The organism is Shewanella intestini, assembly GCF_018221465.1.
GTDB lineage: Bacteria > Pseudomonadota > Gammaproteobacteria > Enterobacterales > Shewanellaceae > Shewanella > Shewanella intestini.
On the sequence record NZ_JAAIKR010000001.1, the window covers coordinates 88,848 to 101,085 of the forward strand.

At 42.3% G+C, this 12,238-nt stretch carries 10 protein-coding genes; 9 read left to right on the plus strand and 1 reads right to left on the minus strand.

Going from position 1 to position 12,238, the window contains the following annotated elements:
* Positions 1-16: 16 nt before the first annotated feature.
* The 5 genes from bamJ (at position 17) to greA (ending at position 6,916) form a co-directional block, all read left to right on the plus strand.
* Positions 17-634, plus strand: a complete 618-nt coding sequence (bamJ, locus tag G3R48_RS00400) for a BamJ family beta-barrel-assembly machinery protein (protein ID WP_153661325.1) — start codon at positions 17-19, stop codon at positions 632-634.
* Between the two features lie 84 nt (positions 635-718).
* Positions 719-1,531, plus strand: coding sequence for a 4-hydroxy-tetrahydrodipicolinate reductase (dapB, locus tag G3R48_RS00405; RefSeq protein WP_153661323.1), 813 nt, complete (start codon positions 719-721; stop codon positions 1,529-1,531).
* A gap of 172 nt (positions 1,532-1,703) precedes the next feature.
* Positions 1,704-2,861 (plus strand): glutamine-hydrolyzing carbamoyl-phosphate synthase small subunit, encoded by a 1,158-nt coding sequence (carA, locus tag G3R48_RS00410; protein ID WP_153661321.1) that lies wholly within the window; start codon positions 1,704-1,706, stop codon positions 2,859-2,861.
* Positions 2,862-2,883: 22 nt separating this feature from the next.
* Complete coding sequence (carB, locus tag G3R48_RS00415; protein ID WP_153661319.1) at positions 2,884-6,102, plus strand: carbamoyl-phosphate synthase large subunit; 3,219 nt, start codon at positions 2,884-2,886, stop codon at positions 6,100-6,102.
* 337 nt (positions 6,103-6,439) lie between these two features.
* Positions 6,440-6,916, plus strand: coding sequence for a transcription elongation factor GreA (greA, locus tag G3R48_RS00420; protein ID WP_153661317.1), 477 nt, complete (start codon positions 6,440-6,442; stop codon positions 6,914-6,916).
* 84 nt (positions 6,917-7,000) lie between these two features.
* Here greA and yhbY read toward each other — a convergent pair whose 3' ends face one another.
* On the minus strand, positions 7,001-7,300 hold the full coding sequence (gene yhbY / locus G3R48_RS00425; RefSeq protein WP_153661315.1) for a ribosome assembly RNA-binding protein YhbY: 300 nt from the start codon (positions 7,298-7,300) through the stop codon (positions 7,001-7,003).
* A gap of 90 nt (positions 7,301-7,390) precedes the next feature.
* On the opposite strand from yhbY, the gene rlmE reads away from it, so the two are divergent.
* From rlmE to glmM, 4 genes are all read left to right on the plus strand, one after another.
* Positions 7,391-8,020, plus strand: coding sequence for a 23S rRNA (uridine(2552)-2'-O)-methyltransferase RlmE (rlmE, locus tag G3R48_RS00430; RefSeq protein ID WP_153661313.1), 630 nt, complete (start codon positions 7,391-7,393; stop codon positions 8,018-8,020).
* A 45-nt stretch (positions 8,021-8,065) separates the two neighbouring features.
* Positions 8,066-10,012 (plus strand): ATP-dependent zinc metalloprotease FtsH, encoded by a 1,947-nt coding sequence (gene ftsH / locus G3R48_RS00435; RefSeq protein ID WP_153661312.1) that lies wholly within the window; start codon positions 8,066-8,068, stop codon positions 10,010-10,012.
* A gap of 126 nt (positions 10,013-10,138) precedes the next feature.
* The gene (folP, locus tag G3R48_RS00440) at positions 10,139-10,918 is read left to right on the plus strand and encodes a dihydropteroate synthase (protein ID WP_153662101.1); all 780 of its coding nucleotides are present in this window, start codon (positions 10,139-10,141) and stop codon (positions 10,916-10,918) included.
* Between the two features lie 49 nt (positions 10,919-10,967).
* On the plus strand, positions 10,968-12,137 hold the full coding sequence (gene glmM / locus G3R48_RS00445) for a phosphoglucosamine mutase (RefSeq protein ID WP_380713921.1): 1,170 nt from the start codon (positions 10,968-10,970) through the stop codon (positions 12,135-12,137).
* Positions 12,138-12,238: the final 101 nt, after the last annotated feature.

Here is a 12,238-nt window from a genome sequence, read left to right on the forward strand (position 1 = left end):
AATGAGAGTAGAAAATATGTCTGATACATTCAGCACTATGGAACAGCAAGCAAGTTACGGTGTTGGTCGTCAAATGGGCGAACAATTAGCTGCAAACCCTTTTGAAGGGATTGATATTCCTGCTGTTCAAGCTGGTCTAGCTGACGCATTCTTAGGTAAAGAAAGTCAAGTTTCAATGGAAGACCTACAGGTTGCTTTCACTGAAATTAGCCGTCGCTTACAAGAAGTTCAAGAAGCTCAAGCTGCTGAAGCATCAGCAGAAGGTGAAGCATTCCTTGCTGAAAATGCAAAACGTGAAGAAATTATTGTGACTGAATCAGGTCTGCAATATGAAGTTTTAGCACAAGGCGAAGGTGAAAAACCAACGTTAGAATCAACTATTCGTGCTCACTACCACGGTACATTCATCAATGGTGAAGTATTCGATAGTTCAGTGACGCGTGGTCAACCTGCTGAATTCCCAGTTTCTGGTGTCATTGCTGGTTGGACTGAAGCACTTCAACTTATGCCTGTTGGCACTAAAGTTAAGCTATATGTGCCACAGCACTTAGCTTACGGTGAGCGTGGTGCTGGTGCATCTATCCCACCTTATTCAACGTTAGTGTTTGAAGTTGAATTATTAGACATTCTTTAATGTCATCAAAACGCCTAAGCTTGCTTAGGCGTTTTTGTATCAGATAACTTGTTTAGTACAGATAGATTAATCGAAGAGGAACACATGACAACTATTGTAAAGATTGCTGTTGTTGGAGCGAGCGGCCGTATGGGGCGCACCTTAATTGAATCTGCTAAACATCATGATGATATTTACCTTGGCGCAGCAATAGAACGCGGTGGATCGACGCTTATTGGTGTTGATGCTGGCGAACTAGCCGGTGTCGGGTCAATGAATGTCACTATCGTTGATACATTAGAACAAGTTGCAAATGACTTTGATGTGTTAGTTGATTTTACCTCACCAGAGGCATCTCTTGCGCATGTTAAATGGTGTGTTGAGCATAAAAAGTCGATTGTTATCGGCACCACCGGATTCACCTTAGAACAAAAACAGCAAATAGAAGCCGACGCTCAACATATCGCAATAGTCATGGCCCCTAACATGTCTGTTGGGGTCAACTTAATGTGGAAGCTGCTTGAACTGACATCTGAAGTGATGGGGCATTACACTGATATTGAAATTTTAGAAGGACATCATCGCCATAAAAAAGATGCACCTTCAGGTACCGCATTAAAAATGGGTGAAGTCATTGCCGAAACATTAGGCCGTGATCTAAATGAATGCGCCGTTTATGGCCGCGAAGGAATTACGAGCGAACGCAAACGTGACACGATTGGTTTTGCCACAGTACGTGCAGGTGACATTGTTGGTGAGCACACAGCGTTGTTTGCCGATATTGGCGAGCGCCTAGAAATTACCCATAAAGCGTCGAGTCGGATGACCTTTGCTAATGGGGCTATGCGGGCCGCTTGCTGGTTAAATATACAAGATGTCGGACTATATGATATGCAGCAAGTTTTGGGTCTTAAATAATTTATAAAAACCACCATTTATTGGTGGTTTTTTTTGGAAACTAAATACTGTTTTTTACTCTAGACGTATTTGAAAAAACACTATAAGATCGCCCGAATTTGTCAAAAATTCGTCTTTGATAAATGGCATCTTACTCTTATGAAATACTTTTAATTAAGTGACTTGGCTCTATTTGGAGGTCGCGTTGACACAGTCTGCCTTACTCGTACTCGAAGATGGAACCGTATTCTCTGGCACAGCAATCGGTGCACAAGGAACATCTGTTGGTGAAGTGGTATTTAATACTTCAATGACAGGTTACCAAGAGATTTTAACGGATCCTTCCTATTCTCGCCAAATGGTAACCCTTACTTACCCGCATATCGGTAATACAGGAACCAATACTGAAGACGTTGAATCAACAGCAGTTCATGCTTGTGGTTTAATTATTCGAGATTTACCACTAATCGCGAGTAACTTCCGTAACCAGCAAGGCTTAAGTGAATATCTTATAGCCAATAATATCGTCGGTATAGCTGATATTGACACCCGCAAGTTGACCCGCATTCTTCGTGAAAAAGGCGCACAAGCAGGTTGTATCATGGTGGGTGACATTGACCAAGATAAAGCCCTTGCTGCAGCTAAAGCTTTCCCTGGTCTTAAAGGCATGGACTTAGCAAAAGAAGTCACTACCGACAAAACTTACTTTTGGCGTTCAGGTAGCTGGAAGTTAGTGGGTGGTTTACCTTCTGACACTCCAGAAACTGAGCTTAAATTTAAAGTTGTCGCGTTTGATTACGGCGTTAAGCGCAATATTTTACGTATGTTGGTTGACCGTGGTTGTGACGTAACAGTGGTACCTGCGCAAACTACAGCTGCTGAAGTTTTAGCGATGAACCCTGATGGGATTTTCTTATCAAATGGTCCTGGCGATCCAGAACCATGTGATTACGCGATTACAGCCATTCAAGAGATTTTAAAAACGAATATTCCAGTATTTGGTATTTGTCTAGGTCACCAGTTACTCGCACTTGCTTCAGGGGCTAAAACCTTGAAGATGAAGTTTGGTCATCATGGTGCGAACCATCCAGTGAGTAATATTGAGCAAGGCAATGTCATGATCACGAGTCAAAACCACGGTTTTGCTGCTGATGAAGAAACATTGCCAGCCAATATTAGAGTTACCCATAAGTCGTTATTTGATGGTTCATTGCAAGGTATTCATTTAACGGATAAACCTGCATTTAGCTTCCAAGGTCACCCAGAAGCAAGCCCAGGCCCCAATGATGCTGCACCATTATTCGATCATTTCATCGAACTAATTGAGCAATACCGTCAAAGCACTAAGTAGTCACCAGGAGAAGATAGAAGCAATGCCAAAACGTACCGATATTAAAAGTATTCTTATCCTAGGTGCTGGACCAATTGTCATTGGTCAAGCATGTGAGTTTGACTATTCAGGCGCACAAGCATGTAAAGCACTACGTGAAGAAGGTTATCGAGTTATCCTTGTTAACTCTAATCCTGCAACCATTATGACTGACCCTGAAATGGCCGATGCGACATATATCGAGCCTATTCATTGGGAAGTGGTTCGTAACATTATCGCCAAGGAAAAGCCGGATGCGATTTTGCCTACCATGGGTGGTCAGACAGCGCTTAACTGTGCACTTCAACTTGAAGCTGAAGGGGTACTGAAAGAATTTAACGTTGAGATGATTGGTGCAACAGCTGACGCGATTGATAAAGCTGAAGACCGGAGTCGCTTTGATACTGCAATGAAATCCATTGGACTTGAATGTCCTCGTGCTGGTATTGCGCATTCAATGGAAGAAGCACACGCGGTATTAGACCAAGTTGGCTTCCCATGTATTATTCGTCCTTCTTTCACCATGGGTGGCAGCGGCGGCGGTATTGCCTATAACAAAGAAGAGTTTGAAGACATTTGTTCTCAAGGTCTTGAGCTTTCACCAACGAGCGAATTATTGATTGATGAATCGCTAATTGGTTGGAAAGAGTATGAAATGGAAGTGGTTCGTGACCGCAACGATAACTGTATTATCGTATGTGCTATCGAGAACTTCGATGCAATGGGTGTGCACACCGGTGACTCTATTACCGTAGCGCCGGCACAAACATTAACAGATAAAGAATACCAATTAATGCGTAACGCATCTTTAGCAGTACTGCGTGAAATTGGTGTTGAAACCGGTGGTTCTAACGTTCAGTTTGGTATTTGTCCAAATACTGGCCGTATGGTTATCATCGAGATGAACCCGCGCGTATCTCGTTCATCAGCGTTAGCATCTAAAGCAACGGGTTTCCCGATTGCTAAAATCGCAGCCAAACTGGCTGTGGGTTTCACTTTAGATGAACTAAGTAACGATATTACGGGTGGCCGCACACCGGCATCATTTGAACCTGCTATTGATTATGTGGTAACGAAAGTACCTCGCTTTAACTTCGAGAAATTTGCTGGCGCTAATGACCGCCTAACGACTCAAATGAAGTCAGTCGGTGAGGTAATGGCAATTGGCCGTACCTTCCAAGAGTCACTGCAAAAAGCATTACGTGGTTTAGAAGTGGGTCGTAACGGTTTTGATTCTGTTATCGACATTACGCTTCCTGAAAGTATGCAGCGTATTCGTCATGAATTGAAAGAACCAGGTGCTGACCGTATTTGGTATATTGCTGATGCATTTCGTGCGGGCCTTAGTCGTGATGAAATTTTCAAACTGACTAACGTTGACCACTGGTTCTTAGTCCAAATTGAAGACTTAATTGCCCAAGAAGCTAAAGTTTCAGAAGTTGGAATGTCTGGTCTAAACCAAGCGTTCTTACTTAAGCTTAAACGTCAAGGTTTTGCCGATTCTCGTTTAGCTCAAATCTTAGGTGTGAGTGAAACAGAAGTACGTAAAATTCGTGATAGCTATGGTATGCACCCTGTTTACAAGCGTGTTGATACTTGTGCTGCAGAATTTGCTACTGATACCGCTTACATGTACTCAACGTACGAAGAAGAATGTGAAGCTGCGCCATCAACGCGCGACAAAATTATGATTCTTGGTGGCGGCCCTAACCGTATTGGTCAAGGTATTGAATTCGATTACTGTTGTGTTCATGCAGCATTAGCCTTGCGTGAAGACGGTTACGAAACCATTATGGTTAACTGTAACCCTGAAACGGTATCTACAGATTACGACACATCTGACCGCTTATACTTTGAACCTGTTACGTTTGAAGACGTACTTGAGATTGTACGTATTGAGAAGCCAAAAGGCGTTATCGTTCAATACGGTGGTCAAACTCCGCTTAAACTTGCTCGCGCTCTAGAAGCCGCAGGCGTACCAATTATTGGTACTAGCCCAGACTCTATTGACCGCGCAGAAGACAGAGAACGTTTCCAACAAGCGATTCAACGTCTTGAAATGAAACAACCTGAAAATGATACTGTTACGACAGTAGAAGGCGCGGTTATTTCAGCTGAGCGTATCGGTTATCCGTTAGTTGTTCGCCCATCATATGTACTTGGTGGCCGCGCGATGGAAATCGTTTATGACGAACAAGATTTACGTCGTTACTTTAACGAAGCGGTTAGCGTATCTAATTCATCGCCAGTATTGCTTGATCGCTTCTTAGATAATGCGATTGAAATCGATATTGATGCTGTGTGTGATGGCAAAATTGTGGTTGTGGGTTCTATTATGGAGCACATTGAACAAGCAGGCGTTCACTCAGGTGACTCAGGTTGTTCATTGCCACCTTACAGCTTAAGCGAAGACGTACAAAACCGCATGCGTGAACAAGTTGCTAAATTAGCAATGGAATTACGTGTAATTGGTTTGATGAACGTTCAGTTTGCGGTTAAAGATGACGAAATCTATATGATTGAAGTTAACCCACGCGCTGCTCGTACCGTTCCGTTTGTGTCTAAAGCGACAGGTATCCCATTAGCTAAAATTGCTGCGCGTGTTATGGCTGGACAAAGCTTAACATCACAGAACTTCACTAAAGAAGTGATCCCACCTTATTTTTCAGTTAAAGAAGTGGTATTGCCATTTAACAAGTTCCCTGGTGTTGACCCAATGCTTGGCCCTGAAATGCGCTCAACAGGTGAAGTGATGGGCGTAGGCGCTACATTTGCTGAGGCCTACGCGAAAGCACAACTTGGCGCGACATCTGAAGTACCTAAGTCAGGTCGTGCGTTAATTTCAGTTCGTAATAGTGATAAAGCCCGCGTTGCTGAACTTGCCGCACAGTTAATTGATCTTGGTTATGAAATTGATGCCACTCATGGTACCGCTGTGATACTGGGTGAAGCCGGCATTAACCCACGTTTAGTGAACAAAGTACACGAAGGTCGCCCGCACATTTTGGACCGTATTAAAAATGATGAATACACTTACATCATTAATACTACCGAAGGCCGTCAAGCGATTGAAGACTCTCGCCAAATTCGCCGTGGAGCACTACGTTATAAAGTGAATTACACTACAACACTTAATGCTGCATTTGCGACTTGTTTAGCCCATTCAGCTGATGACCGTGGCAATGTTAATTCAGTGCAAGAATTACATACTCGCATTAACTAAACTCGGTAAATGGCAAAAAAGGCCGCAAATCGCGGCCTTTTTTATTGGCTGAATGGCATGAGATTAACAAAGGTGCGTTGTGTATAAATGTAACCAAGTAAATACTTCGTGTTTGGCTGCTATTGGCTTTCACTATTGGTCGCGTTTGCTATTACATAGCGATTGTAAATCGTGTTTTTGTTAAGTTGGTAAGCACTCCCATATACAGTTCAAGCTATACGGGATAGCATCTGCGGCTGTCATTGTATAGAATGAGCCTATCCCATATTAAATTTCCCTGTTGGCTAAAGAGAGCCGATAGAGGCTGCTTTTGTTTTAAAGGAGACGAAAGAGAATTATGAATAAAGTTCCTATGACAATTGTTGGTGCGGATCAACTGCGTAAAGAATTAGAAATGCTGAAATTTGACCGCCGCCCAAAAATCACCGAAGCAATTGCATCGGCTCGTGAGTTAGGTGACTTGAAAGAAAATGCTGAATATCATGCAGCGCGTGAAGAACAAGGTATTTGTGAAGCACGCATTCGTGATATTGAAGGCAAACTGTCTAACGCACAAATTATCGATGTGACTGCAATGGAAAACACTGGCAGAGTGATCTTTGGTGTGACTGTGACTATTGTTAATGTTGAAAATGACGCTGAAATGACTTATCGCATTGTAGGTGATGATGAAGCGGATATTAAACAGAATCTCATTTCGGTAAATTCACCAATTGCACGAGGGTTAATTGGCAAAAATGAAGGTGATGAAGTGTCTATTAGCACTCCTGGCGGCCTAACCGATTACGATATTTTAAAAGTCGATTACATTTAAGGTTGGCTTAAAGTTGTTAGTTCAACATAATAAAAAACCACTGCTAAGCAGTGGTTTTTTATTGGATACAGTATCAATGTAAGCTTACTTTGCTTTGGGCAATGCAATCTTCATTTCTTCCGACTGACGGAAGATAATTAATACATGACCAATTAGCTGTACTTTCGTTGACTGAGTCTCACGTACAATGGCGTCAACGATGGCATTTTTAAGTTCTCTATCGGTAGAGGCAACTTTAACTTTAATCAGTTCATGGTGACTAAGTGCGCTATCAATTTCAGCCAGCACACCCTCAGTTAATCCATTGGCACCAAGCAGCACAACTGGCTTTAAATTGTGTGCCAATCCTTTTAAATGCTGTTTTTGTTTGGTTGTTAAGTTCATTTATACCAACTTTTTATAGGTTACTGTTGAAAAACCGCTATTCTACCCTTATATACAGCTTATGTAACTCCAAATCGTTACGGAATTTAAATGGCAACGAAAAAACGTACAGCAAGTTCAGCTCGGTGGATGCAAGAGCACTTTGATGATCATTATGTCAAACTGGCTCAAAAGCGGGGATTTCGTTCTCGTGCCGCATTTAAGTTAGAAGAAATACAAGAAAAAGATAACCTAATAAAACACGGGATGACCGTTGTTGATTTAGGTGCCGCCCCCGGTGGCTGGTCGCAAGTTGCTGTTAAGTTAGCAGGTGAGCGAGGCAAGTTAATCGCTTGTGATATTTTACCGATGGATCCAATTGTTGGCGTAGACTTTTTACAAGGCGATTTTCGCGAAGAAAAAGTTCTCAATGCTTTATTAGAGCGTGTAGGTGAAGATAAAGTAGATGTGGTATTATCCGATATGGCACCTAACATGAGTGGCTCTGGCGCAGTTGATCAACCTCGTGCAATGTATCTGGTTGAATTAGCTCTTGATATGTGTCACCAAGTTCTTGCTCCTGATGGCTGTTTTGCAGTAAAAGTATTTCAGGGCGAAGGATTTGATGAATACATGAAAGCGGTTAAGCAAGCATTTAAAGTAGTGAAAACCCGTAAACCTGATTCTTCTAGGGCTCGCTCTAGAGAAGTGTACTTAGTGGCGACTGGTTACAAGTTGTAGTAGTCTAATGTTAACAAGTCTAGAGACTTCAAGAGGTCTAGTAAATTGAGTGATATGGCAAAAAATCTAATACTCTGGGTCGTCATCGCCGTTGTGCTGATGTCGGTTTTTCAGGGGTATTCCCCATCATCAGCAAATTCGCAGAAGATGGATTATTCCGCTTTCCTTAAAAGCGTTGATAATGGCCAAATTAGTAAGGTTGAAGTAAAAAGCGACCAACGTACAATTGAAGGCACAACGCGCAGTGGCGAAAAATTTGTCACCATTATGCCAATGTATGACGGCGATTTAATCAATGATCTTGACCGTAAAGGGATTACGATGAAAGGACAGGAAGCTGAAGAATCAAGCTTTCTCACTCAAATCTTTATTTCTTGGTTCCCGATGTTATTGCTTATTGGTGTGTGGATATTCTTCATGCGTCAAATGCAAGGTGGCGGTGGCAAAGGTGCAATGTCCTTTGGCAAAAGCAAAGCTAAGTTAATGAGCGAAGATCAAATTAAAACCACTTTTGTTGACGTTGCTGGTTGTGATGAAGCAAAAGAAGACGTTAAAGAATTAGTCGATTACTTAAAAGAACCGACCCGATTCCAAAAACTCGGTGGTCGTATTCCTACAGGTGTTTTACTTGTGGGCCCACCAGGTACGGGTAAAACCCTAATCGCAAAAGCGATTGCCGGCGAGGCAAAAGTTCCGTTCTTTACCATTTCAGGTTCCGATTTTGTTGAAATGTTTGTTGGTGTGGGTGCATCTCGCGTGCGTGACATGTTCGAGCAAGCTAAAAAATCAGCACCTTGTATCATCTTTATCGATGAAATCGATGCTGTCGGTCGTCAACGTGGTGCTGGTGTCGGTGGGGGTCATGATGAACGTGAACAAACACTAAACCAAATGCTCGTTGAAATGGACGGTTTTGAAGGTAATGAAGGTGTTATCGTCATTGCTGCTACCAACAGACCTGACGTATTAGATGCGGCATTGCTTCGTCCAGGTCGCTTTGATCGCCAAGTGGTTGTTGGACTACCAGATGTACGTGGTCGTGAACAAATTCTGAAAGTGCATATGCGAAAAGTGCCATTAGGCGACGGTGTAAAAGCCAGTGTTATCGCGCGTGGTACTCCCGGCTTCTCTGGTGCTGATTTGGCTAACTTAGTTAACGAAGCGGCTTTATTCGCAGCTCGTGGTAATCGCCGCGTAGTGGGAATGGAAGAGTTTGAAAGTGCTAAAGATAAAATCATGATGGGTGCAGAGCGCCGTACCATGGTGATGTCTGAGGAAGAAAAAGAAATGACGGCTTATCATGAAGCTGGCCATGCTATTGTGGGTTGTTTAGTGCCAGAACATGATCCTGTTCATAAAGTGACAATTATTCCTCGCGGCCGTGCTTTAGGTGTGACTTTCTTCCTACCTGAAGCTGATGCAATTAGCCAAAGTCGACGTAAGCTTGAAAGCCAAATCTCAGTGGCTTATGGCGGCCGTTTAGCTGAAGAGTTAATTTATGGTGGTGAGAAAGTCTCTACTGGGGCATCTCAAGACATCAAGTATGCAACATCTATTGCGCGTAACATGGTAACGCAATGGGGCTTCTCAGAAAAACTAGGTCCTGTTCTTTATGCAGAAGATGAGGGGGAAGTGTTTTTAGGTCGCAGTATGGCGAAATCTAAAAATATGTCTGATGAAACAGCAGGCATGATTGATCAAGAAGTGAAACACTTAATCGATAGTAACTATGCCCGAGCCAATCAATTCTTGACTGACAACATGGACATTCTTCATTCAATGAAGGATGCGCTAATGAAGTATGAAACGATTGATTCAGAACAAATTGACGACTTAATGAATCGTCGTGAAGTACGACAACCGGCTGATTGGCAAGTTGACGATTCTTCAGATGACAATAGCAGCGGCAATAAACCTAAAGCTGCCGATAAGGAAGAAGAGGTGAAGGCGGAACCAACCGCAGATGAACCTGATGAATCGCCTGTTAAGTAACGTTTTGAAAACCCCGTAAGGGGTTTTATTTTTTCTACGGATTATACTTATTAATTATTTGGAAATACTATTGTGTTTGAAATTACCAGCTCAGATAAAACGCTTGACTTAAGCTCGCCGCAGATCATGGGAATTGTCAATGTCACGCCTGATTCTTTTTCAGATGGTGGTCAATTTACTGAGTTTGAAAAAGCCTGTCAGCATGTTGATTACATGGTTGAGCAAGGTGCTGTTATTATTGATGTTGGCGGAGAGTCAACAAGACCCGGAGCGGCAAGTGTTTCAGTTGTAGATGAACTAGCTCGCGTGATCCCGATGGTTCACTATATTGCAAAAAAACATGCGGTTTGGATCTCTATTGATACCAGTAAACCAGAAGTGATGCGTGAAGCGATAGAAGCAGGTGCGCACATGGTTAACGATGTTAATGCATTACGCACTGATGGGGCATTAGAGACACTGGCAGAACTAGCTGTACCTGTATGCTTAATGCATATGCAAGGTACACCTGAAACCATGCAGGATGAACCGCAATATCTTGATGTTATTGATGATGTTATTCATTTTTTTGAACAGCGAATTGTCGCTTGTGAAGCCGCTGGAATTAAAAGAGAGAATATAATTTTAGATCCAGGTTTTGGTTTTGGTAAAACCATTGAGCATAACTATCGATTACTAGCTTGCCTGCCACGTTTTCATGAATTGCACTTGCCAATACTAATTGGTCTATCACGTAAAAGTATGATTGGCGATTTATTAGAGCGCGATGTTGAACAGCGTTTAGCGGGCAGTTTAGCTGGGGCATTAATTGCAGCTCAACAAGGCGCGCAAATTTTACGCGTACATGATGTAGCAGAAACCTGTGATGTATTAAGAGTCATGTCTGCAACGATGGCAAGTATATAAATCATCATTATAATATTATTTAATCGGCTATCATTGAGAGTGTTAAAACGTGAAAGGACTATCACTTTTTAAGCAAAATGGAATTCGTGGCAAGGTCGGGGGGCAAATAATGACTCCTGAACTTGCGTTAAACCTAGGTTGGGCAACCGGAATAGCTTTAGCTAAACAAGGCGCAAAAAAGGTATTAATTGGAAAAGATACCCGCATATCTGGATACCTATTCGAATCCGCACTTGAGGCCGGTTTATCAGCAGCAGGTGTAGATATCTATTTAGTAGGGCCTATGCCTATGCCAGGTGTGGTATATTTAACTCGCACTTTTAACGTTCAAGCAGGCATCGTGATTAGTGCATCTCACCAACCTTTTAATCACAATGGTATTCGTTTTTTTTGTGGCAATGGACTGCATTTTAGTGATGAACTAGCGCATGACATTGAACAATTATTATCATCCCCACTTCACTGCGTTTCCTCTAAACAGCTTGGTAAAGCACATCGAATAAGCGATGCTGCAGGTCGTTATATTGAATACTGTAAAGGACATTTCCCAGCAAAATATACCTTAGAAGGATTAAAAATAGTTGTTGACTGTGCCCATGGTGCGGCTTATCACATAGCGCCTAATGTATTTAAACAACTTGGTGCTCAAGTTATTTGTGTCGGAGTAAGCCCAAATGGTGTCAATATTAATGACGGTGTCGGTACTCTAGCTATGGAAAAAGTCTGTCAAACGGTGTTAACCGAACATGCAGACTTAGGTATTGCCTTAGATGGAGACGGCGATCGAATATTATTGGTCAATGCTGATGGTAAGGTCATTAATGGGGACGAAATTCTTTATATTCTAGCCGCAGATGCATTAAAACGCGGTGATTTGAAAGGTGGTGTGGTAAGCACGCAAGTCACTAATCTGAGTTTAGCTCTGGCATTAAAACAATTAAATATTCCCTTTATGGTGGCGCAACCGGGGAGTAAGCATATTATCGAACAGTTAAAACGTGTCAATTGGCAAATAGGTGGGGATCGATCTGGGCATATTGTTCATTTGGAACATGGTACAACTGGCGATGGGATTGTCACAGGTTTACTTGTGCTAGCGGCAATGTGTCGTCAACAGTGCACATTATGTGAATTGCTAAGGCCATACACTCGCTTACCACAAGTGACTTATCAATCGAGTTTAACTTCAGATGGGCAGGATCATATCGTAAATACTTAGCGTTAACGCTCTTATGCCTCACTTTTATATTCTAGTTTTCAAGTGTTAAGATTAAGGAATAGCAAAATGCTTTGATTGATTCTTAAGCAAATTAAATGGGT

Bases quoted from the DNA above. Each gene is read 5' to 3' on its own strand.
- yhbY (WP_153661315.1), bottom strand. From the start codon at position 7,300: ATGAACTTAACAACCAAACAAAAACAGCATTTAAAAGGATTGGCACAC.
- folP (WP_153662101.1), top strand. From the start codon at position 10,139: ATGGGAATTGTCAATGTCACGCCTGATTCTTTTTCAGATGGTGGTCAA.
- greA (WP_153661317.1), top strand. From the start codon at position 6,440: ATGAATAAAGTTCCTATGACAATTGTTGGTGCGGATCAACTGCGTAAA.
- bamJ (WP_153661325.1), top strand. From the start codon at position 17: ATGTCTGATACATTCAGCACTATGGAACAGCAAGCAAGTTACGGTGTT.
- carB (WP_153661319.1), top strand. From the start codon at position 2,884: ATGCCAAAACGTACCGATATTAAAAGTATTCTTATCCTAGGTGCTGGA.
- rlmE (WP_153661313.1), top strand. From the start codon at position 7,391: ATGGCAACGAAAAAACGTACAGCAAGTTCAGCTCGGTGGATGCAAGAG.
- dapB (WP_153661323.1), top strand. From the start codon at position 719: ATGACAACTATTGTAAAGATTGCTGTTGTTGGAGCGAGCGGCCGTATG.